The following is a 22,020-nucleotide window of genomic DNA, read 5'->3' on the forward strand; positions in this document are numbered from 1 at the left end:
TCTCCAGAGAATAACGAGAGAGTCAAGAAGAATGTTTGCTGGCAAATCACCATGTAGTAGGTTAAACTATTTATACGATTCCAACCAGTCCAACATTATGGAAAAGTTGGAAAGCATTGTGAAAGTGTCTGGAAAAGGACAGATAGTGATACCCAAGGAGGTAAGGGATGCGCTGGGCATAAAGTCTGGTGGAAAGCTGGCAGTTATTGTAAGAGATGACGAGATAATTCTGAGAAAGATAGAACGGCTGGATCTTTTGGAGATGAGTTCCAGAATTTCATCTGTGGTTGAAAAAGAGAATATTGACGTGGATAAACTGGTAATGGAGGCTGTTGAGTGGGCAAGAAAACAAAGATAGTTTTAGATACAAACATCTGGATCTCGATATTCTTCAACAAGACTTTGAGTAAGGAATTCGGCGATCTATTCAGGAGTGGAAAGATCGAGGTTTATGTCTCAGAAGAGATTTTAAAAGAAATAGCTCGAGTTCTTGAGTATCCGAAAATAAAGACCGTACTGGAAAAAGCCGGGATGGATTCAAAAGAAGTTCTAAAGGAAATTTCAGGAATATCTAAGGTTGTGAATCCAGAGAAAAAACTGGAAATCATACGGGAGGACCCCGAGGATAACAAGTTCTTAGAGTGCGCACTCGAAAGCGGGGCGGAGTATATAGTGAGTGGTGATAAGCACCTGCTGGGAGCTGGAGAATTCGAAGGAATTAAAATAATCCCTGCAAGAGAATTCATAGAGAGAATGAAATAGCGATCATCCCCAAATAGCGAGGAGATTAAAAAACCAAGGCAGGTAATAGAATGAACGAGGTCAGTCATGCCCTCCAGAGAATAGCAAGAGGAACAGGAATAGTATTTGCTGGAACAATCATTTCGATGTTCTTCGGGTTCATCAGCAGGGCAGTAATAGCCAGATACCTTTCGGTTGGAGAGTACGGAGTCTTCAATTTGGCCCTTACAGTTCTTAACATAGCCCTTGTGGTATCTACTCTTGGACTTCAGAATGCTCTACCTAGAGAAATTGCTTTTTATAAAGAAAGAGAATCTTCAAGAATTATGGATTTAATATCCATGGCTTTGATAATTGTGGCATTAAATAGTTTAATTTGGACAAAAGTTTTAATTTTTGGAGCAGAGAACATTTCCCAAGTTTTTAATGAAGAAAGATTAGTTTACGCTCTAAAAATAATGGCTTTTGCACTGCCGTTTTCGGCCTTAATTGGAATGATGATTTCAATCTCCCAAGGTTTTGGTAGGGTTAGAGAAAAGGTCTATTTTCAGAATATACTTTACCCCACTGTGTTTTTAGTCCTCGTTGTAGGTGGAGCTTTTCTAGAGCTATCTTTCACATATGTATTTTTTGCTTATGTTGTTGCTCAAGCCCTCACGCTTTTGGTACTAACTTTTGATGTGTGGAAGATTAAGCTATTTGAGTTTAAGCTTTCTTTCAACATGAAAATTGGAAAGAAACTTTTAACATTCTCTCTTCCATTAATGTTAGGTGGAATTTTGATTTTTGTTATGAATTGGACAGACACATTAATGCTTGGCTATTACGGAACCTCTGAGGTTGTTGGTCTCTACAATGCTGCAACACCTCTAGCTAGGCTGATTCCTATATTCTTGAATTCTGCAGCTTTCCTTTATCCCCCAATTGCCGCTTCACTTTATGCTAAAGACAGACTTAAGGAATTGAAGAGAACATATCAAATATTAACTAAGTGGATTTTTCTATCAACATTACCAATATTCAGTGTTATGTTTCTTTTTCCAGAAGTAACAATAGGACTTCTCTTTGGGACAAAGTATTTGCCAGCAAGTCAAGCCTTGAGAATTCTGGCTTTGGGTTCTATGTTTCATACTTTTCTTGGCTTAAATGGATTGAGTTTGGTTGTAATTGGAGAAACAAGGTTTGGTCTAAAATCCTCATCAGTTTCAGCAGTGCTGAATGTCATTCTAAATGCTCTGCTAATACCATCCTATGGAATAGAAGGAGCTGCTGTTGCTACAGCAGTTTCATACTTGGTTGCTAACATTTTAAATTCTTGGAAGCTTTACCAAAAGACTAAAATCCACCCCTTCAGCTGGAATTATGTGAAGTCTTTGGCTATTAGCTTTGTTTTGTTAGGACTACTTCAGAGTTTGCAATTAAAAGTGCCGAATATATGGTATGCTGTTCTAATCTTAGTAGTTTTTCTTATATTATATCTCCTTTTAGTGCTATTAAGCAAAAGTATTGATAAAGAGGACATTGACTTACTTGCATCGATAGAAAAGAAGCTAGGAGTAAATTTAAAAATAATAAAAATAATAAGGAAGATTATTTAATGAGATTTTACGTTTCTTCAAAACAACCTCCTATAACTTGAAACAAGAGTTTTCTGGATTAAATATATCAGCTTGGCAATATAATACGTAGCAATGAATGATGTTAGCTTCTTAGCCCCTAAGGTGTATGGCTGTTGTAAGGCATCAGAAATTTTCTGAAGTTCCTCCTTTTCATTAAAGATGTGAGTATTTATAGCTACTATATGGCATCTCTTTTCAATAGCCTTGTGGGTAACTAATTTTGCAAGTTTTTTATTATCTTGAATTATGTATATCCCAAACCCCTTAGACTGGAATATTTCGAAGAGTTCTCTAGTATCCGTATCCAACAATTTCATTTGATTTGGATGAATCTCACATAGAATATATTTTACATTATGTAGTATATCCCCAAAACCTCTTAGTACCAAAACTTCAGCTCCTTCGACATCTATTTTAATAATATCTGGGGCCCTGGTTAATAACTTATCTTCATAAAATATCGAATCAAATCGTTTTACTTGCACATTTTCAACAATTTCTGCATTTTCTGCAATTCCCATAGTATTCTCACCAGATTTGCTTCCCTTGGGTAAAGCTAGCTTTGCTATTGTATTTGTATCCCCAAGTGCAAAATTGAATGTTTCTATGTTTTTGTAGTTGTTACTGTTAATATTTAAAGTTAGAATTTCATAATTAAACGAGCTAGGTTCAAAAGCTAATACTATCCCAGAATCTCCAACCCTTTCTGCTGCTATTAAAGTGTAGAATCCAAAGTGAGCCCCAACATCTACAACGATATACCCCTCTTTGATAATGGAAGCAAATATCTTTTGAAACTCTAATTCGGATCCAGCACCATACTTCTTTGTTAGGAATAGATAATAACCTTGGGCAGAAAAAGTAGGGACAGTGAAAAATTTTTGTCCCTTATCGATAATAAATTCTACCAATTTATTTGGTATGAACAGATGCTCCATTGCATCCAAACTTTTCAAGACAATAATACCAGACTTCTTTAGTAAATTCTTTATCATATATCACCCTCCACATAACATTTTAAATGTTCCTTAGCACATCTTTTCCAGGTAAACTTTTTAGCTCTTTCTATTCCCCATTTGGTTAATTTTCTTCTTAGTTTTTTGTCACTTACAACTTTATAGATCGCATTAGCAATTTTCTCTGGGTTGTAAGGATCCACAAGAATAGCAGTTTTTCCTGCTACTTCAGGCATTGAAAAAACATTAGAAGTGATTACTGGACAACCACAAGCCATGGCTTCTAATATTGGCATTCCAAAACTTTCATGGAAAGAAGGAAAAACAAAGGCTTCTGCTACGCTATAAAATAGAGGTAACTCTTCTTCTGGTATAAACCCAACGAAAATAACATCATCTTCAATTCCTAAGTCCTTTGCTAATCTCTTTAAGCGATTTGGCTGTTTACCACCTATTATTAGTTTTTTCTTCTTTAAAATTTTATTATACTTTTTCTTTGCAATAGCAAAGGCCTTTATTATATTCTCGACATTCTTTTTTGGTTGGTATGCACTGAGATGGAATATAAAGGGAAAATTTATTCCATAGTTTTGATATAATATCTTTCCAGCTTCTCTGTTTCTTTTTGACTTACAATTTTTGTAATCGGCTCCATGATAGATAACTTTGATTTTCTCAGGCGAAATTCCTAGGCTTTTTACAATATTCTTTTTTTCTGAATGTGAGACAGTAATCATAATTTTAAAACGTGTTCTAAATAGATATTTCCACTTCAAATATTCGATATAATAAATAATTCTTGATACCGTGAAAAATTTCCCCCAACATAGTCTAGGGGGAAGTGCCAAATTGGCCATTCCATGATTAGTAACAATGAGAGATGTATTGTCAAAATCAAACACTAAATACGCAATTGGGGGAGCAGGCCTTCCTAGGTGAGGAATATGTAAAACATCGGCATCCTCTTTTTTATAAAATTTTATAATTTCAAAATTTCGTTTAATATTCCAAAGACTCGTTAGAAGGAAAACTAAAACCCTAATAGGGAAAAATGACTGCTTTCTCTTTTTAAAAAATGGAATCATAATCTCGCGAGCTTTTTTGTAAATATCAATATTTCTCCTTTCTCCATGGATTAAAATTATATCAACTTTTTTATCAATATTTATTTCCAACAAATTTCTAACCAAATTTTCTGTGTATTTCCCTACACTGGTCGGACCTTTTTCTATTGAATCAGTAATAATTGCAATTTTCATATGATTCACCAAGCTAAATCCTCCCTTTTAGCTTTAAGCTTTTTATTGCCTTTTTAAGCTTTTCATCTTCTTGTTTCCTCTCGTAGTAGCTTGGATTAATGTATTTCGGCTCTCTTTTTGCGAGCTCCGAATCTTCTTCGAATATTTCCATCAAAACCCTCCCGTCCATATCGTTTGGAATTGGCAAGCCGAAGATGTGGAGGATTGTTGGAGCAATGTCATAGATTTTTGCTCTTTCGATTTTGTGGCCTTTTTTGATTCCTAGGCCATAAGCAAGGAAGATTCCATTTAACCTATGGGCACCTGTGTGTCTTGTCGAAAAGGGCTTTTCCTCGAATAATGGCCTATCAAAGTTATCTTCGATTATAACACATCTCCAATCGTTAATCGTAAAGATTATGTCAGGCAAGAGGTTAACTTTTTCTCCAGAGTATAGTCTTTTGGGTTCGTATATCTGGACTTCGACTTCTTTTCCAATATCTTTGCTTAAGTTTTTCAAGTCATGTATCAATCTGGCTTTAATTTCATCCCTTTCTTTTTCACTGTTTGCGTTTATGTAAATGGCACCGAAGGGAATCGTGTGTCTTAAACAGAAGGCTTTACTTTTCTCAATGTCAATTTCGTCCACTATGCTTGTTTTCAGTGCATCTCCGACGCTTTTTCTTGTTTCAGCAGAAAATAGTCTCCTTACTGGTGTTTTTGCCACGATTGTGGCGATTTTGTATGCATATTTTTTGATGAACTTCTTTACGTCTCTTATCCTGACCATGTATCCCTTCGAAACCAACCACTTCGCAAGGTTAAATGTCTGGTCGTTGGGTCCAAATCCGTGATCGGATGCGAGAAAAACGATTGTATCTTCTGAGAGCATATTCAAGATGTTTCCAAGAATTCTATCTATTCTCTGCCAGAATTTAACGAACTCGTCTTTATACCTTGGCGACGTTTCCGGATCAAACATTGGATGGTTTTCATCTATGTGCCTCCAGATTATGTGCTGCATCCAGTCAGTTACCGAAAAAACGAGGAAGAGCAGATCCCATTCTTCGTTTTCGACCAAGTATTGTACCCATTTTTCAAATTTGCTCAGGAATTCATTCAAGTCGTAAATGAAAAGATCGAGATTCTCGTATTTTTTGTTGTGATAGTCAACATAAATTTCATACGGGCTTTCAATTTTTTCGAGTTCCTTTTTTAGAGATTGCGGATACGAAACCTCGTCATCAGGAGAAGACCCCAACCCAGAAATCATAAAGCCGTTCACTTTATACGGGGGGAACAGCATTGGGTAATTGAAGATGCCGACTTTTTTGTTTGCTTTGCTTAAATAGTCCCAGAAAGAGTGCCCCTTAAAGTCGGAAGAAGTTGCCGGATGTAGCTTATAACCCTCGTCCTTTCTGTTCAGGAAGTCAATTACCCCTGTTTTCCCGGGAGTTTTCCCCGTTGCCAATGAAAGCCAGGCTCCACCGGTTACCGGAGGGATAGTTGATTCCAGAACTCCGTAACTTCCGTTTCTGAGCAATTCTTCAAGCGTTGGAAGTTTCTTCTGATTTATTAAAGGAATTAAGATGTCCCACGTTGCTCCGTCGAGGCCGATGATCAGTAGCTTTTGAGAATCGACCATAACACACCTCCTCTTAAGTCTGACAGAGAATAATGCTTTTAAATTTTTGGGAATTTTAATTTTTCAGGGGGCGTAATTTTGTGTTTCTCCGTGTCTCAATCATAATCCTCAACCGGAACAGCTGGAAGGATACAATAAAAATATTCGGGGCAACCTTTTATAGACCAACAAACTCTCCTTGCCGTAATTTTACATTCCACATTAAGAGAATGGTAGTAGGCACAAGTTCCAGATTGATCGTCACGTATATAACTCCCACACAGACTCAGAATGGTAACTCTGCCATCAATTTGATGGTCGATCTGCAATCGAGTTGTCGCCTTCGAAGCACCAACATTTTTAAAACATAAAAGACAATAAGTTTACTGATGACAGAAATCGTCAGAAGACTGGAGTTGCTTGAAAGAGAGATCCGGGATCTGAAGAGTCTGATATTCTCAAAGGAGGATCCAGCCCTTGAGAAAAAGCTCGTGTCTCTCAGAGGGATGGGAAAACCTCTGGCTGAGGACGACGAAATAGAAAACGCAATAGAGGAGGCAAAGAAATCAATTTTCCCGAAGATCGAGGATGATTTACGTAACTGACACCCATCCACTTGTCTGGTATCTGATGGACAGGCTGCCGGAAAACGCAGACCGCATTTTCACATCTGCGGAAAAAGGAGACGCCATAATCTACATCCCCACAATTGTGCTTGCGGAGTGCATGTATCTTGCGGAAAGTGGAAGGATAGAAATTGATTTCGAAGACCTGCTCGGCAGGCTGGAAGTGGGCAGAAACTTCGTTCCAGTATCCTTCAACTTTAAGGTTCTGAAACTCCTCCCCGAAGTAAAGCTGAAAGAACTTCACGACAGGATAATCGTCGCAACCGCGAGGATTCTCGATGCCAAACTCATCACAAAAGATGAAGAAATCAGAGAATCGGGAATGGTCGAAACCGTGTGGTGACGCCACGATGAAGAAATTCCCGAGAGTCTCCATCATCATCCTCAACTGGAACGGCTGGAAGGACACAATAGAATGCTTGGAGTCGCTTTATCAGATTACGTATCCAAACTATGATGTCATTGTCGTAGATAACGGTTCTGAAGATGACTCAGTTCAGAAAATAAAGGAATACTGTGAGAGTAGGATGGAAGTGAACTCTAAATTCTTTGAATACAATCCAAAAAACAAGCCCATAAAAGTGTTCGAGATATCAGAAGATAAGGCAAGAAAGGGAAAATTTAACCGACCACTTTATGAGAAGTTCGACGTTGATAGGCGACTGATCCTTATTGAAAATAAAGAAAATTATGGTTTCGCCAAGGGAAATAATGTGGGCATAAAGTTTGCTTTGAGTGTTTTGAATCCTGATTACGTTTTGCTTTTGAACAACGATACTGTGGTTGATAAAAACTTCCTAAATGAACTCGTGAAAGTTGCTGAAAGCGATAAGAGCATAGGTATTATAGGTCCCAAAGTATATTATTACGATTTCGATGGTAAATCAAACGTTGTGCATTCAAGAGGGGGCAAAGTTTTGCCAAAACTTGGATTAGCACCGCCAATAGGGAATTCTGAAGTAGACACAAACTATGCCGTATGCCCCCCATATGATGTGGATTATGTTGAGGGTTCTTGCTTACTGGCAAAATCTAAGATCATTAAGAACATAGGATTGTTAAACGAAACATTGTTTTCGTATTGGGAAGAAGTAGATTTTTGTCTGAAAGCGATAGAAAGTAAACATAGAGTAGTGTGTACAACATCGTCAAAAATATGGCACAAAGTATCTTCGTCAATTGGAAAAACACATCCCATTAAGCTGTACTACATGGCAAGAAACAAACACATAATTATTAAAAATCATTATAATGTACTAAATCTTTCAATTTTGATAATATATTCAAGTATAGATGCTCTAATTTCGGTGATAGTCTACTGGATAAAATATAATTGCAAGCGATGTGTGATCAGTCTACTAATGGGGCACATAGAGGGAATCATGAATAATATTCATACACTTAAAAATCAGAGAACTCCCATACTCTCTTCAATTCTTAAATAAATAGTTTTTCCAACACTCTCCCAATCAAATTCTTTTTCAGCCAGCTTCCTCGATCTATACCCCATTTTAGCCAATTTGGATTTCGGAAGAGAATGCAGATATTCTATCCCTCTAACCAAATTTTCAGGACTGTTATCAGCTACCACAATTCCTGAACCATAATTTCTAACAAAATCAGCAGCATCTCCGACCTCAGTAGCCAATACTGGCCTTCCAGCGGCTGAATATTCTGCAAACTTAGTTGGCGCCGCCACTTCTGCAGCAGGATGATGAGGTCTTGGAAGTACCAAAACATCGCATAGCCTATAGTACTTAAAGATTTCACTCTGGCTAATTTTTGGAAGATATATTATGGATCCCTTCTCATCTCTTACTGGCCGCTTGATTTGAAGACCTCCAATTACAAACCCAATTTCATCCGATTTCACAATTCGAGCAGCTTTAATAAAATTTTCAACACCCTGCCATTTTTGAAAACCACCAAAATACCCAAAAAGGAACTTATCCTCAATTCCCAAATTTTCTTTAAGTTCCCACAATTCAGTGCTAGAAATACTCCCTAAATCAAAATTCGAGAAGTCAACACCGTTTGTTGCGTAAACTATCCGCTCAGGCTCCATACCATACCTACCAACAAGCATGTTTTTCATCTTATATGAGACTGACACGGCCAAATCAGTCAATTTTACTGATTTAGATTCGAGTGTCTTTACTACACAATATTTGAGATAATTTACCACATTGGCGAGATCGTGAATCAATGGGAACTCAAATTCTGCGATGCCATGAAAGTCGGTAACAATAAGAGAGCTCCTTCCCGGAGTCCTAAGAATAGGGGCCAAAATACCACCAGAAACAGATAAATTCGCATATACGATATCATAATCCCTTTTGGCCAATTCGCAAACCATAGAATGATCGTAAAACCAATCAATACCTACATCATTCTCGGGAATGTTTTCCCTCAAACGCAGGTTTAGCACTTGATTAATGCTGGAAACAAAGGCAACAATATCTACGTCAGCTCCACACCTATTCAACTGATTTGCAATGTTGAAAATCCGGTTCCACATGGCGTTGTACTCCAATTGTCCTAAGTTCCAAAGATACACCACACTAAGAATTCGCATATTTACCCTCCATTCAATTTGTTGCTCTATCAGTGTCACCAAACCGTTCGACATAACGGTAAAACTCACAAGTTCTTCTCGCAACATTCTCCCAAGTAAATCTCCTTGCATAGTCTCTGATTTTTTCGGCATCCCACCCTTTCTCGAGCGCCATTAAAATCTTCTCCGCAAGATCTCTGGCATCTGCAGGTTTTGCTATCAGGCCGTAATCGCCGGACGTTATTATTTCAGGCACACCCCCCACACCCGTCCCTACGAAGGGTAGCCCGCATCCCATTGCCTCGAACATCACGGTGGGATTCCCTTCGTGCAGGCTTGATAGCACGAAGAGGTCCGCCGCGTGCAGGTAGAGGTTGAGGTCTTCAAAGGACACCCAGCCGGTAAGCCTCACGTGGCCCTCGAGACCTTTCTCTCTGACCAGTCCGGCCAATTTCTCGTAAAGAGAGCCCTTGCCGATGATTACACACAGCACGTCCCTCCTCCCGACCTCGTTTACCACCACATCCACAGCCTCGATGAGAAACTCCTGTCCCTTCTGGGGGAGTAGATTTCCGACGTTGACGAGTATCTTCGAGTCCTCTGGCAACCCCAGTTTTTCTCTTGCTTCCCTCTTATCTACTGGTGTGAACTTCTCCGGGTTGTAACCGTTCGGTACGACCACAATCTTGCCCTCTCCACCAACCTCGGACGAGATCACCTTCTTCTGGAGATGCGAGACGACGATCAGAAGGTCCGTGTTATCGAGAACGAATGACATCAGTTTCTTGTGCTTTTTCACAAAATTCTCGGTGTCGGAGTAATGAAATGTCACAACCAGTCTGAATCCGAGCAGTTTCTTCCATAACGCTCCAACGATTGCCGGCAAAAATCCACCGAGCGGACCTGAAGCTTGAATATGCACTATGTTGAATTTTTTCGAATCCTTCAGAAGCTTCAGTGAGAGGCCAAGTGTTCTTGTGTAAAGGCGAATGAGCCTGTCCCTGACAATATCGTACTCTCTAGAGGGAGAGGTCAGGCAGTGCTCAACCTCTACGCCGAGCTTTCGAAGGTGGGCGATGAGCTCTTCAGTGTGAGTCGCCATCCCACCTGCACCCCTGATCTTCTTTGTTCCAACCATCAGCACCCTCATCAGATCACCCTGAAAGAACCTGCTCCACAAACTCCGAGAAAGTTGTGAACCTAACGGCGTGGGAGTAATCTCTCGTAACGATCTCAAGAAACTTTTTGAAATTGCTGCTATTGAAAAAGTCCTTCGTGTGCCCGATCGCAACCACGGGCACTTCATTTTCGGCAGTGTCGTAAACGTTGAGTGCGTGATCGAGCATCCCCACCATCTCTCTCCACGACAGCTTTGAGATGTCGAACTTCATCACTCTTCCACTCCCACCAGAGCCCTTCAGCGAGGATCTGCCTGTTGGCGATGTGGGCGGATCGTGTACCCACACGTAAAGCAGAGGGAGCAGAAATCCTGGTTTGAGGAACGAGTGCAGCTTTGCCGGGATTGAGTAGATTGGGACCTCGTAAACCTGTAGGTCGTACAGCCTCCACAGCCCGTTATTTCCGGCTGGGGCGGGAATGTCTGAAAGGGAGTGGACCACTATCCCCAAATCCTCCATAGCCTTTGCGACATGGTATGGTGGCTCAACCCACCCCATGTTGCTCAGCCTGAGTGCGAGACACCTGTAACTGCCCGAGGGAACGAGAGATTCCAGCGTATCCTTGCACATCTCGATCATGCTACGCACATCCTCGTAGCTCATGTCAAAGACTGAGAGTTTGGGATTTCTGAGGTGGAACCTCCCTCTGCTGTATTCCGCGTCGAGGAACTGGGGGTGGATGTGGAGTTGCACGTCATGTCCCCGCTCGTGCATTTCCAGAATCTGCGTTGAGATTCTTTCACTGGGGCTGTAACCCAAGTCGTTCACGAGGGCTTCATCATATTTCTCGAACTGTATGTACTCGCACATCTCGGCCATCACGGTTACCGGAACGTTGTGAGCTTCCGCTATTGATGCAATCCTGCCCATCGGAATGATCATGTGCCTAATTACATCACCCCTCCCGTTTCCAAAGATCTCGTAATCTATTGTGATGATCAGGTTCAGCATGTTCGACACTTCCCGTATCCAAGGTCACTCATCACATCCCCAAGCAACGCATCTATTAACATGCACTCCCACGGTTTTATCCTCTTCCTCCACAGGTGTGCACCGCGCGAGTCTATTCCCCTCCTCCTGACGTTTTCTATGCTCGACTCCTTACCAGTCGTGTACAGCATCCCGGACTCGAACGGGACACCTATGAACCTGCATACGGCCTTAAGCATGGGAACAGGATTGGACAGCAAATCCTCGTACTTGACGACTCTGACGTTGTCCCTGTGCCTGTTTTTGACGCAGGTTCTGTAAAGCCAGCGGTATTCGATGGACACTCTCAGTAAAGTTATAAAATCGTAAACGTGGTGGAGGGGTCTGGGCAACCTGCCCTTCAGCCATCTGGAGAACTCGTCGTTGGTCTTCGACAGGTAAACTGCCCGGGGATCACGGAACAGGAGGAGAACCTTGCAGTCCGGATAATGATTCTCCAGAAACTCGATGTTTGTGGCATACACCGGATTTTTTCCGCCAAAAATTGGTTTATCTGTTCTCTCAAGATAGTCAAGCAGAACGAGGTTTACGACGTCCATGCAGGAAACCTCTCCAGATTGCTTCAGAATTTGCGAAGCCCGGCTCAGTACGCGGTCTTTGCTTATCCCATATCTATCAATTTTCTTCCAGAAGGCACCATAAAGCTTTTTGGAGAATAAAACTTCGACCAGCTTTTCGAGTTTCTTTTTTTCACGGATTTTACCGAATTTTTTGCAGAGTGTAACGGCGTCTTGTCTCCAGGGGTACGGGTTCCAGAGGTGGAGCTCTTCTGGAGCCATAGCTACGAACCTGCTTCTGTCCAGTATGTTTCTCAGCAATGTTGATCCGGTTCTGTAAATAGTCACAATGAAGACTGGACTATCAACCTCCACGCGCCCGCCTCGAATACCCATCTGATCAGCTTTTTCTATTTTGCAGTTTTTATTGTTTCTCCCGTTAGTGCAATTTGTCTTGATGTGTTGTATAAAGATAATAAGACATGGCGAGCATAATCCAAGCCTGTGCCCACCTCATGTAAGGTATCTTGTTAACAAAACCCGGCCACTTGTGAGAATAAAAGTAGCCTGATGGGTCTCGCATGTTGTCAATCGTCCATTTAAGAATTTTTTCTGCCATCCTTAAATATTCAGCATCTCTAAAAAACCTGTACAGGTTCGCAAACGTTATTATTCCCTGAGCCTGGTTGTGGATGTTTATTGGGTACTTCAGAGGATACCGGTAGTAAAAATACCCCTCGGGACAAAGCTGCTTTTCCTGGAAGAATTCAACACCCTTCCTAATTGCCACCATGCACGATTTTTTAAGCTCACCGTCAACATACGGATAAAACGCCAGAAGTCCGTCAATTATAAACCCCTGATGATAATCCAGCTGCCAGTAATAGGACCTCTTTTCCAGATCATACGAGAACGGCCATGCCCCATCGCCCCTCTGATAATCGACCAGCAGTTTGACGACTTTATTTCCGATTGACACCAGCTCAGGATTGTAGCTGTGTCGCAAAACCCCAGACATTGCCTCAAGCGCGAGTCCAGAGACATCAAAAACTATTCGGTTTTCCTCAAAAGGGGTGTACTTGAAATACGTTCCCTGTTCTTTTTCGCATAATAGTGCCTTAACAAGACCCTTAATACCTTTTTTTGCCATGAGCAGATACTGTTTCCTGCCCAAGACCTCGTATGCTGCCACAGCCGATTTTATGAATTCGGTGATACATATTATGTCTGGAATCTCCGGAGAGAGCAAATGCTTTGGTGCTATGTATTTGAAATAATAGCTGGAGCAGAGAAAAACATCTTTTTCAGCACCAATACTGTTTTTAAGTCGTTTGCCCTCTACCAATCTTAAGAGTTTCTCGGATTCCACTTTATATGCATCTTCTTTTGTTACTGCAAAAAGGTACGAATATGCCCTGGAAAACAGAAGTAGAGATTTGTTGGTAATGTCCTTTCCTATTCCAAGCACTGGCCTGAAATTTACCGGGGAATACAGATTAAACTGAATGGCGAGAACTCTTACTATCCAGCTTTCTGGCATAATTTCAGCCAAACGCCCGCTTAACGCATCATACGGATCCCACCCAGCGTAGCGTTCCTTCCGTACCCAAGAACGCAGAGTTTCGATTGTTTTCCAAACCTGTTTCTCTGGGACATCACTAAGAGCACGCATTACTATCTACCCGCCCTGTAAAGCTCCACATTGTTATGTGCTGGAGACTTCTTGGCAGAATAGGAATATAAAACCATTTTGGCTACACTCAGGAACAGTGTCAGCAAAAACAATTTTAATAAGTCACAATCAATACTCGTAGGATATCAATTCGGTGAAAAAGTCGGAGTAAGGAGTAAGAAGCATGTGTGGAATTGCTGGAATCGCTGGTAAGGACTTAAACAAACAGTGGATATTCACCATGGCAGAATCTTTAAAGCACAGGGGCCCTGACGACGAGGGGTACCTACTCGTAAATACCGACAAAAAAATATTCGAGGAACGTGGAGGGAGGGATTCAAAAATTCCCCTAAAATGCATCGAAGAGTCTGTTAATTTTGATGTAGATCTTGTTCTCGGTCATAGGAGGTTGTCAATACTCGATCCAACCCCTGCAGGGCATCAGCCAATGAAGTACGAGAAAGACCGAGTAGTCTGGATTGTCTACAACGGAGAGATTTACAATTATCTGGAAATCAAAGAGGAACTGAAAAGAAAGGGATACGAATTTAAAACTGACTCGGATACTGAAGTCGTTCTGGCAGCGTATCTCGAATGGGGCTTCGATTGCGTCAAGAAATTCAACGGAATGTGGGCATTCGTTATTTACGACCCAGAAAACAACATACTCTTCGGATCGCGAGACAGATTTGGAATAAAACCACTCTACTATACGAGGGGCAGAAATTTTTTCGTGTTCGCTTCAGAAATAAAAGCAATACTGGCACTTCCATTTATTAAGCGAACCGTTAACGAGAGTGTACTTTACGACTACTTAATTTTCGGCGTCCTTGAGCATACGAATGAGACATTTTTCAGTGGAATTTACAAATTGCTGCCTTCCCACAGTTTCGTATACTACATAAAGAAAAATGAGCTGAAGATATTCAAGCATTACAGGCTGAAATACTGTTCAGAACTTTCTAAATTTTCAGAAAAAGAATTTAAAGAATACAGAGACAACGTAAAGAGCAGAATTTTCAGAGCCATAGAACTTAGACTTCGATCTGATGTCCCTGTGGGAACATGCCTGAGTGGAGGAATAGATTCCTCATCCATAGCAGTTGTGATTAACTCCATCTTAAAAAGAAAAAAAGTCCCCCAGATTGGAAAAAAACAGAAAGTCTTCACAGCCTACTACTCCGGAGAGCCAATGGACGAAAGCAAATATGCCGAAAAAGTTGTTGAAAGCATCGGTGCCGAGTGGTACAGAGTTGCACCCACTGCAGAAGACTTGCTGAAAGACTTGCTGGACCTTGTATACTACCAGGAAGAACCATTTATTTCAACCAGCATGTACAGTCAGTACCGAGTAATGAGGCTGGCAAAAGAGAACGGCATCAAAGTTCTCCTCGACGGCCAGGGGGGGGACGAGCTGTTTGCAGGCTACAAGATATTTTACGGAGCATATTTTCTGGATTTGCTGAAGAACTTGAAGATATGGACACTAATGAAAGAATTGAGAAATTTGCGAAACTCACCCGTGGATCTAAAAGACCTCATCACGCAGGTGTCCAGAATAATTTTCGCGAAGGTGATTCCGTCCGCCCTCAAATGGACTATCGTGCGCCGAATGTATCCTGAAATGAAGTACATAAACAAAGATTTTCTGAGCAAGTTTAAATACAGGGACTACACGAGAGAGATCACCTCTACATCCTTGAACGAGATCTGTTACCAGTGGTTTACTAAACACAATTTACAGCAACTCCTCAGATACGAAGACAGGAACTCCATGGCCCACAGCATAGAGGCAAGAGTTCCTTTTTCCGATGACACCGAACTCATAGAGTATGTATTCATGATACCCGGCACATACAAAATACATCGCGGATGGAGCAAGTTTATTTTGAGAGAGGCACTATCTGATCTATTACCTGCGGAGATTAAGAAACGAACAGATAAGGTGGGATTCGAAACTCCCGAAAAAATCTGGTTATCAAAAATGAGCGACGAAATAAAGAAATTAATAAACTACAAGAACCCATACATAGACACAGAAAAACTCGTTGCTGATTACGATACCCTCGTAGCCAACTTACCAAACAGAGGCCTAAACGCCCTGTGGAGGTTGATTAACACAATATTGTGGATGAAAGTTTTCAACGTTAAGCCACCACAGTAATTACCATTAAAATGAGAGCCATTTGTTTTGGCAGTTACGCAATACATTTGTTTAATGAAAGTGGTCAGCGATAAAGAGGAGACAAAAAACTAAATATCCTTACTGATCTCATCGAGCTTGTGAAAATAGCAGTAATTCTTGGCACTCGTCCAGAGATAATCAAAATGAGCCCCGTGATAAGGGAGTGTGAAAAAAGAGGGGTCGAGTATTTTATCCTGCACACTGGACAGCATTACTCCCACGAGATGGATAAAGTATTTTTCGAAGAATTAGAATTGCCCCAACCAAAATACAATCTGGACGTGGGCTCAGGAACGCATGCAGAGCAGACGGGCAAAATTATGATAGGGGTTGAGAGAATTCTACTCCAAGAAAGGCCCGATGTCGTTTTAGTGCAGGGAGATACCAACACCGTTTTAGCGGGAGCCTTGGCGGCTACCAAACTCCACATAAAGGTTGGACATGTCGAGGCGGGACTAAGGAGCTATGACAGAAGGATGCCGGAGGAAGTTAATAGAGTTCTGGCAGACCATGTATCAGATTACCTCTTTGCCCCCACTGAAAATGCCAAGCAGAATTTAATGAAAGAAGGTATAGATGAAAACAAGATATTCGTCACAGGAAACACCATCGTCGATGCAGTCTACCAGAATTTGGAGATCGCTGAGAAAAAAGTGAACGTGTTAGAAGATTTGGGACTGAAACCCAGAGAATATTTTCTTGTAACCGCTCACAGGCAGGAAAACGTCGATGTTAAGGAGAGATTGAAAGGGATTTTGAAAGGTCTGGAGCTGATTCACACGGAGTTTTCGATACCGATAGTATTCCCAATGCATCCGAGAACCCAGAAAAGGGTGAAAGAGTTCAAGCTCAGTTTAGACAGCATTAAAATTGTTAAACCATTGGGCTTTCTCGAATTTTTGCTGCTTGAAGCAAATGCAGGGTTGGTTTTGACGGATTCAGGAGGTGTGCAGGAGGAAACGTGTATCTTGGGCGTTCCGTGTGTCACGCTGAGAGACAATACAGAGAGGCCTGAAACACTGGAGGTTGGATCGAATATATTGGCAGGAACGATTCCCGAAAGAATTCTAAAGAGTGTAAAAATAATGCTCAGCAGAAGGGGTAGCTGGAGAAATCCATTCGGGGACGGGAGAGCTGGGGAGAGAATAGTTAATATACTGACTGGATATCATAACCAGAACTATGCCTAAAAAGATTTGTGTACTTGGCTTGGGATATATAGGCCTCCCAACAGCATTACTTTTGGCCAATAGCGGTTATAGTGTGACCGGCGTCGACATAAACGAGAAAGTGGTCAAAACGCTGAATAGTGGTGAGCTACCATTTAAAGAGCCAGGCTTGAGAGAACTGCTCGAAAATGCAGGCAAAAACTTTACCGCAAAAACGCAAGTTGAGAGGGCTGATGTTTTCATAGTGGCCGTCCCCACCCCTATTGAAAAGTTCACGAAAGTTTCTGATCTGAGTTATGTCAGACTGGCTTCTGAAATGATCGTCCCGGTTTTAAAGCAGAAAAATCTTGTCATACTGGAATCTACAGTTCCCCCAGGCACGGGCGAAAGGCTCGTAATACCAATACTTGAAAAAAGCGGTTTGGAAATTGGTGATTTCTATTTCGCATATTGTCCGGAAAGGGCCATCCCCGGGAGAACCCTTTACGAAATGGTGCACAATGACCGAGTGGTTGGTGGATACGACCAATTGTCCGGAAAGCTGGCAAAAGAGGTATACGCTTCTTTTGTTAAGGGCGAAATACATATTACAGACTTAAAAACTGCAGAGTTCGTCAAATTAATAGAAAATACGTATCGGGATGTGAATATTGCGCTGGCAAATGAATTCGCATTGATTGCAGAAGAATGTGGTATAGATGTGTGGAAGGCTATTGAACTCGCCAACAGGCACCCGAGAGTGAATATCCTGAATCCAGGACCTGGAGTAGGAGGGCATTGTATAGCTATCGATCCCTGGTTTCTAACCGAGCATACGACCAGAGGTAAGCTGGTATTAATGGCCAGAGATGTCAATGACTACATGCCAAATTATGTCCTTCAAAATGTCAGGAAAATGCTCGAAAGCATCAGGGATGCAACTATCACAGTGTTTGGTGTTGCATATAAAGGCAACGTGGATGATACGCGAGAGACTCCGGCATTAAAGTTCATCAGACTTGCAAAAAATGAGGGGTATGAAGTAAAGTGTTATGACCCCTATGTAAGCGAGTTCGAATTCGAGTTATGCTCTCTGGAAGACGCTGTAAGAGAGTCAGACTGCATAGTGGTCATGACTGACCACAGCGTGTTTAAGGAGATTGACCCAAATTATGTTGGAAAATTTATGAGGCATAAACAAATACTGGACACCAGAAACATCGTAAACCGAGAAAAATGGAACAGAGCAGGGTTCAAAGTGAAGGTGTTAGGAGATGGCAGGAAAGTATGATTTCTGGGTGGATATTACCTCCCCCCCTCAGGTCTTCTTTTTCACACCAATTATAAAAGAGCTCGTAAAAAAAGGTTATAGTGTATATGTTACCGTCAGAGATAGAGGAGAAACTGTAGCTCTCGCTAAAAAATATTTATCAAATTTCAGCATCACTGGATCAGATTCCCCACACAGCATATTAAAAATCTCCAAAACGGTCGCCAGAACGCTGGCATTATCGCTTAAGGTTCCAGATTATGACATCTGCCTCTGCTCGGAGTTGCCGATGGGTGTTGCTGTATCCAAAATCAAAAGGCGAAGGTCTCTGATATTTCTTGATAATGATTTAAAGGTATATGAGCCGGGGATGTTCCAAAAACTTGAAGTTAAAGTTAAAACTCTTTCAAACTATGTTATTGTCCCAAAAGTCGCCGTAAAAAGTTTCGGAAAGGTCGTCCCGGAAGAAAAAATAATACATTATGATGGATACAAAGAACACATCTCAATCTCGATTTTCAGGCCGGATCCCTCAGAGTTGAACAACATTCCATTCTCGGAATTCGTAGTGATTAGACCAGAGGCACTCTCGGCGATGTATGTGCGAGAGAAAAAATCCATTGTACCCGATCTAATAAAAAGATTCTATCGAGAAAATGTAAATGTGGTCTATCTTCCAAGAAAGGGAGATTTTGAATACTTGAGCAAAAGTTTCATCAAAAAATACGATAACATCTTCATACCAGATGGTGCTGTAGATGGTCTAAATATTTCATATTATGCAAAAGCTGTATTAACCGGCTCTGGAACGATGGCCCGGGAAGCTTCGCTTTTGGGAACTACAGCGGTATCATTCTTTCCAAGTAAAAAACTTCTTGCAGTAGACATAGACCTGATTTCCAAAAAAAGACTGTTTCACTCCAGAGACGTAAATGAAATTATCAACCATGTTTTGTCAAATTGGAACAAAAAAAGATTGCCTGAATTTGATGTCTGTAAAAAAATTGTAAAAAATCTGACTGAGGAGATAACAAACCATCTGGATGGTGCATGACAGCGCATGGAGACCCAACACCCATCTCAAAAGCATGTGCAAACATCAATTCCCGAAACAATAATCCTCTTTGCGGGTAAATTGAATGTGATGAAAAAATTTTTATCCCTCCCAACTTACCTCTGCCAATGAAAGAGAAAATGGAGAGGTACTGGCATGTTCCATTCCTCGTTCTCGCAATTATCACAGGCCTTTATTTGAGAATCATAAACCCCTGGGATGCAGTGTTTGTTTCATGGATGGAGGGAGCAAGGCTGAGCGGAAACGACCCATGGTATTATTTCAGACTCATAGACTCTGCAATCCAGAATTTTCCGAACAGAATTTGGTTCGACGCTTTCACTCATTACCCCTACGGAACATACATTCATTTCGGACCGTTCCTCGTTTATCTTGGAGTATTGGCATCCATGATTGCTGGAGCGACGACTCCTGCAGAGATTAGAACAGTTGTAGCGTTTATACCAGCAGTCGGTGGAGCGCTCTTGGCAGTACCAACATATCTCCTAACAAAAGAAATCTTTGGAAAGAAGGCAGGAATCATTTCAGCGTTCGTTGTAGTGCTGATTCCGGGACAGTTGATGGCAAGAAGTGTCCTCAGTTTTAACGATCACCACATCTGGGAAGTATTCTGGCAGGTTGCGACCCTAGGAACATTCATCCTTGCATACAATAGATGGAAAGCGTACAGTGGCAATTTGAGAAACTCCAGAATGCTCGCATATCCTATTATTGCAGGGATATGTATGGGAATGTATTTTCTCGCCTGGGGTGCCGGGTTCATATCAGTCATAATGATTACCTTTTTTATTATTCTCTCCTCTCTGCTGAGAACCTACATACAGGTAGACACTGTGGCACTTGCAAAAGTTTCCGTAATCTCATTTCTGGTGGCTTCAGTAATCTACCTGCCCTTTTCAAACAAATTCCCCAGTTTTGCAGTAACATATTACTCTCCGTTTCAGCTTAGCGTGCTACTTGGAGCTGCAGCCATCGTCGCAGTATTATATATTGTTGAGACAAGAGTTATCAAGAACAATAAATTTGAGAGCAAATGGACATACCCAGTGTCTGCCGTTGCAATAATCGCGATCTCAACTATACTACTCTACATACTTTCACCCGAATTTATCAGAAATCTGCAGTTCATACTAAGGGTTGTCCAGCCAAAAGGTGGACAATTAACCATAGCAGAAGTCCAACCATTCTTCAGTCTCGGAGGAAAATTCAGCTTTGAACCGGCATGGCAGAACTTCAGCATTACATTCTTCTTTGCCCTTCCTGCAATGTTCTACTACGCATTCAGAGCATTAAGGGACAGGAACGAAAGGTACCTGTACATATCCATCTGGGCCTTTGCAATGCTCATAGCTCTTATGGGGCAGAACAGATTCGCGTATTACTTCGGTGTTGTTTCGGCTGTATTTTCCTCCGCGATCGTTAGTGAAATTCTTGGCAGAGTGAGGTTCTACGAATACCTCGAAGCAGCAATTAACAACAACCAGAAGAAAATGAAAAAAATCGGCATCAAGGCTGTGATTGCCGGTGTGCTTCTGCTTCTCGTACTCATATACCCCACATTTTCTCAGGCCAACTTCTACAGCAAGTGGTCTGCAGGGGGGATAAACAAGCAGTGGTATGATACGCTTGAGTGGATGAGGGACAACACTCCTGGCAAAGAGGTCTACGATGAATTTTACTATCAGCTGTATAAACCGCCAGAGAGTTCCGGAGACCGATATCCATACTACCCGGATGGAGTTTACAGTATAATAAGCTGGTGGGATTACGGTCACTGGATTACGGCAATCGCACACCGCATACCTGTTGCGAATCCTTTCCAGCAGGGCATAGGCAATAAATACAACGATGTGCCCGGAGCAGCGCCGTTCTTCACCGCGTTCAATGAGAGCTACGCAGACAGGATTGCTGAAAAACTGGGTGTCAAATACGTTGTCAGCGATGTAGAGATGGCGACAGGCAAATTCTACGCGATGGCGGTGTGGGCAGAAGGTGAGCTTGGCAAAGCCGAGAGAACATACTATGCCGGTGGGGGAATAGTATATGTTGATGCCAACGGAAATCTTGGACTCTCTCTTACAGGGCAGATACCAGCAGGAGGGAGAGTGATCACCCATGTGAGCATACCCCGTGAAGATTACTACAGAACCATGGAGGCAAAGTTCCACATATTCGATGGCAGTGGTCTGAAGCACTACAGAATGGTTTACGAGAGTGGATTCAGCACGAACACGCTATCCGGGCTCAATGAGCTTGTGTACAAGAACATCTACAATTCGATGTATGCAAACAAATTTGATTACGGCAGGATTCCGACAGCATATTCTGGTTACGTCAAGGTTTTCGAATTTGTTGAGGGTGCAAGGATTACGGGCAAGGCCAATGGAGACTATGTCATTGCAAAGGTCACCATTAAAACAAATCAGGGTAGAACCTTCGACTACATTCAGAAAGTGCCTGTTGTAAATGGAAAATACGAGCTTGTACTCCCGTACGCCCAGGATACGAGCTACCCCGTCAAACCGGTAACAGCATACACCATAGAGAGTGGTGGAATCGCGAAGACACTCGAGCTTACAGAAAAGCAGGTGGAGAATGGAGAACTGCTAACACTCGATTTAACATAAACTTCTTTCCATTTATTACA

The 22,020-nt window shown here is 41.6% G+C and carries 19 protein-coding genes; 11 read left to right on the forward strand and 8 right to left on the reverse strand.

Annotated features, from left to right (window positions below):
• The first annotated feature begins 97 nt into the window (after positions 1-97).
• Genes LPQ35_RS00685 through LPQ35_RS00695 form a run of 3 tightly spaced genes read left to right on the forward strand, consistent with a single transcriptional unit; the run spans position 98 to position 2,339 of the window.
• Complete coding sequence (locus LPQ35_RS00685) at positions 98-358, forward strand: AbrB/MazE/SpoVT family DNA-binding domain-containing protein (protein ID WP_193808550.1); 261 nt, start codon at positions 98-100, stop codon at positions 356-358.
• A complete protein-coding gene (locus tag LPQ35_RS00690) occupies positions 337-762 on the forward strand; it encodes a putative toxin-antitoxin system toxin component, PIN family (RefSeq protein WP_193808551.1) in 426 nt (141 codons plus the stop codon). Before LPQ35_RS00685 ends, LPQ35_RS00690 begins: the two co-directional genes overlap by 22 nt.
• A 50-nt stretch (positions 763-812) precedes the next feature.
• Positions 813-2,339: an oligosaccharide flippase family protein gene (locus LPQ35_RS00695; protein WP_193808552.1), complete on the forward strand. Its 1,527-nt coding sequence runs from the start codon at positions 813-815 to the stop codon at positions 2,337-2,339.
• Positions 2,340-2,356: 17 nt separating this feature from the next.
• Here LPQ35_RS00695 and LPQ35_RS00700 read toward each other — a convergent pair whose 3' ends face one another.
• Genes LPQ35_RS00700 through LPQ35_RS00710 form a run of 3 tightly spaced genes read right to left on the reverse strand, consistent with a single transcriptional unit; the run spans position 2,357 to position 6,199 of the window.
• Positions 2,357-3,355: an FkbM family methyltransferase gene (locus LPQ35_RS00700; protein ID WP_193808553.1), complete on the reverse strand. Its 999-nt coding sequence runs from the start codon at positions 3,353-3,355 to the stop codon at positions 2,357-2,359.
• Entirely contained in the window at positions 3,352-4,575 is a 1,224-nt protein-coding gene (locus LPQ35_RS00705; RefSeq protein ID WP_193808554.1) for a glycosyltransferase, read from the reverse strand. The genes LPQ35_RS00700 and LPQ35_RS00705 overlap by 4 nt, the downstream gene beginning before the upstream one ends.
• 13 nt (positions 4,576-4,588) lie before the next feature.
• Positions 4,589-6,199 (reverse strand): alkaline phosphatase family protein, encoded by a 1,611-nt coding sequence (locus tag LPQ35_RS00710; RefSeq protein WP_193808555.1) that lies wholly within the window; start codon positions 6,197-6,199, stop codon positions 4,589-4,591.
• A 368-nt stretch (positions 6,200-6,567) separates the two neighbouring features.
• Between LPQ35_RS00710 and LPQ35_RS00715 the strand changes: the two genes are divergently transcribed.
• The 3 genes from LPQ35_RS00715 to LPQ35_RS00725 are packed head-to-tail and all read left to right on the forward strand — an operon-like array spanning position 6,568 to position 8,249.
• Positions 6,568-6,783, forward strand: a complete 216-nt coding sequence (locus tag LPQ35_RS00715; protein ID WP_193808556.1) for a hypothetical protein — start codon at positions 6,568-6,570, stop codon at positions 6,781-6,783.
• Positions 6,767-7,147, forward strand: coding sequence for a PIN domain-containing protein (locus LPQ35_RS00720; RefSeq protein WP_193808557.1), 381 nt, complete (start codon positions 6,767-6,769; stop codon positions 7,145-7,147). Before LPQ35_RS00715 ends, LPQ35_RS00720 begins: the two co-directional genes overlap by 17 nt.
• Before the next feature lie 7 nt (positions 7,148-7,154).
• A complete protein-coding gene (locus LPQ35_RS00725) occupies positions 7,155-8,249 on the forward strand; it encodes a glycosyltransferase (protein ID WP_193808558.1) in 1,095 nt (364 codons plus the stop codon).
• Here the strand turns inward: LPQ35_RS00725 and LPQ35_RS00730 are convergent.
• The 5 genes from LPQ35_RS00730 to LPQ35_RS00750 all read right to left on the reverse strand — a co-directional run bounded on the left by LPQ35_RS00730 (position 8,213) and on the right by LPQ35_RS00750 (position 13,563).
• A complete protein-coding gene (locus LPQ35_RS00730; protein WP_193808559.1) occupies positions 8,213-9,418 on the reverse strand; it encodes a glycosyltransferase in 1,206 nt (401 codons plus the stop codon). The genes LPQ35_RS00725 and LPQ35_RS00730 overlap by 37 nt on opposite strands.
• On the reverse strand, positions 9,393-10,508 hold the full coding sequence (locus tag LPQ35_RS00735; RefSeq protein ID WP_193808560.1) for a glycosyltransferase: 1,116 nt from the start codon (positions 10,506-10,508) through the stop codon (positions 9,393-9,395). The genes LPQ35_RS00730 and LPQ35_RS00735 overlap by 26 nt, the downstream gene beginning before the upstream one ends.
• A gap of 4 nt (positions 10,509-10,512) precedes the next feature.
• Positions 10,513-11,487, reverse strand: coding sequence for a hypothetical protein (locus tag LPQ35_RS00740; protein ID WP_193808561.1), 975 nt, complete (start codon positions 11,485-11,487; stop codon positions 10,513-10,515).
• On the reverse strand, positions 11,481-12,398 hold the full coding sequence (locus tag LPQ35_RS00745; protein ID WP_193808562.1) for a sulfotransferase: 918 nt from the start codon (positions 12,396-12,398) through the stop codon (positions 11,481-11,483). The genes LPQ35_RS00740 and LPQ35_RS00745 overlap by 7 nt, the downstream gene beginning before the upstream one ends.
• Positions 12,399-12,462: 64 nt before the next feature.
• Positions 12,463-13,563 (reverse strand): hypothetical protein, encoded by a 1,101-nt coding sequence (locus LPQ35_RS00750; RefSeq protein ID WP_193808563.1) that lies wholly within the window; start codon positions 13,561-13,563, stop codon positions 12,463-12,465.
• 316 nt (positions 13,564-13,879) lie between these two features.
• On the opposite strand from LPQ35_RS00750, the gene asnB reads away from it, so the two are divergent.
• The 5 genes from asnB to LPQ35_RS00775 all read left to right on the forward strand — a co-directional run bounded on the left by asnB (position 13,880) and on the right by LPQ35_RS00775 (position 22,000).
• The gene (gene asnB, locus LPQ35_RS00755) at positions 13,880-15,859 is read left to right on the forward strand and encodes an asparagine synthase (glutamine-hydrolyzing) (RefSeq protein ID WP_193808564.1); all 1,980 of its coding nucleotides are present in this window, start codon (positions 13,880-13,882) and stop codon (positions 15,857-15,859) included.
• Positions 15,860-16,023: 164 nt separating this feature from the next.
• On the forward strand, positions 16,024-17,070 hold the full coding sequence (gene wecB, locus LPQ35_RS00760) for a non-hydrolyzing UDP-N-acetylglucosamine 2-epimerase (RefSeq protein WP_203219051.1): 1,047 nt from the start codon (positions 16,024-16,026) through the stop codon (positions 17,068-17,070).
• Complete coding sequence (locus tag LPQ35_RS00765; RefSeq protein WP_193808566.1) at positions 17,063-18,319, forward strand: nucleotide sugar dehydrogenase; 1,257 nt, start codon at positions 17,063-17,065, stop codon at positions 18,317-18,319. The genes wecB and LPQ35_RS00765 overlap by 8 nt, the downstream gene beginning before the upstream one ends.
• The gene (locus tag LPQ35_RS00770) at positions 18,303-19,352 is read left to right on the forward strand and encodes a DUF354 domain-containing protein (protein WP_193808567.1); all 1,050 of its coding nucleotides are present in this window, start codon (positions 18,303-18,305) and stop codon (positions 19,350-19,352) included. The genes LPQ35_RS00765 and LPQ35_RS00770 overlap by 17 nt, the downstream gene beginning before the upstream one ends.
• 128 nt (positions 19,353-19,480) lie before the next feature.
• Positions 19,481-22,000, forward strand: coding sequence for an oligosaccharyl transferase, archaeosortase A system-associated (locus tag LPQ35_RS00775; RefSeq protein WP_193808568.1), 2,520 nt, complete (start codon positions 19,481-19,483; stop codon positions 21,998-22,000).
• Positions 22,001-22,020 lie beyond the last annotated feature (20 nt).

Source organism: Geoglobus acetivorans (genome assembly GCF_039641995.1).
Taxonomy (GTDB): Archaea; Halobacteriota; Archaeoglobi; order Archaeoglobales; family Archaeoglobaceae; genus Geoglobus; species Geoglobus acetivorans.

Bases quoted from the DNA above. Each gene is read 5' to 3' on its own strand.
- LPQ35_RS00685 (WP_193808550.1), top strand. From the start codon at position 98: ATGGAAAAGTTGGAAAGCATTGTGAAAGTGTCTGGAAAAGGACAGATA.
- LPQ35_RS00695 (WP_193808552.1), top strand. From the start codon at position 813: ATGAACGAGGTCAGTCATGCCCTCCAGAGAATAGCAAGAGGAACAGGA.
- LPQ35_RS00700 (WP_193808553.1), bottom strand. From the start codon at position 3,355: ATGATAAAGAATTTACTAAAGAAGTCTGGTATTATTGTCTTGAAAAGT.
- LPQ35_RS00705 (WP_193808554.1), bottom strand. From the start codon at position 4,575: ATGAAAATTGCAATTATTACTGATTCAATAGAAAAAGGTCCGACCAGT.
- LPQ35_RS00710 (WP_193808555.1), bottom strand. From the start codon at position 6,199: ATGGTCGATTCTCAAAAGCTACTGATCATCGGCCTCGACGGAGCAACG.
- LPQ35_RS00715 (WP_193808556.1), top strand. From the start codon at position 6,568: ATGACAGAAATCGTCAGAAGACTGGAGTTGCTTGAAAGAGAGATCCGG.
- LPQ35_RS00720 (WP_193808557.1), top strand. From the start codon at position 6,767: ATGATTTACGTAACTGACACCCATCCACTTGTCTGGTATCTGATGGAC.
- LPQ35_RS00725 (WP_193808558.1), top strand. From the start codon at position 7,155: ATGAAGAAATTCCCGAGAGTCTCCATCATCATCCTCAACTGGAACGGC.
- LPQ35_RS00735 (WP_193808560.1), bottom strand. From the start codon at position 10,508: ATGAGGGTGCTGATGGTTGGAACAAAGAAGATCAGGGGTGCAGGTGGG.
- LPQ35_RS00740 (WP_193808561.1), bottom strand. From the start codon at position 11,487: ATGCTGAACCTGATCATCACAATAGATTACGAGATCTTTGGAAACGGG.
- LPQ35_RS00750 (WP_193808563.1), bottom strand. From the start codon at position 13,563: ATGCCAGAAAGCTGGATAGTAAGAGTTCTCGCCATTCAGTTTAATCTG.
- asnB (WP_193808564.1), top strand. From the start codon at position 13,880: ATGTGTGGAATTGCTGGAATCGCTGGTAAGGACTTAAACAAACAGTGG.
- wecB (WP_203219051.1), top strand. From the start codon at position 16,024: ATGAGCCCCGTGATAAGGGAGTGTGAAAAAAGAGGGGTCGAGTATTTT.
- LPQ35_RS00765 (WP_193808566.1), top strand. From the start codon at position 17,063: ATGCCTAAAAAGATTTGTGTACTTGGCTTGGGATATATAGGCCTCCCA.
- LPQ35_RS00770 (WP_193808567.1), top strand. From the start codon at position 18,303: ATGGCAGGAAAGTATGATTTCTGGGTGGATATTACCTCCCCCCCTCAG.
- LPQ35_RS00775 (WP_193808568.1), top strand. From the start codon at position 19,481: ATGAAAGAGAAAATGGAGAGGTACTGGCATGTTCCATTCCTCGTTCTC.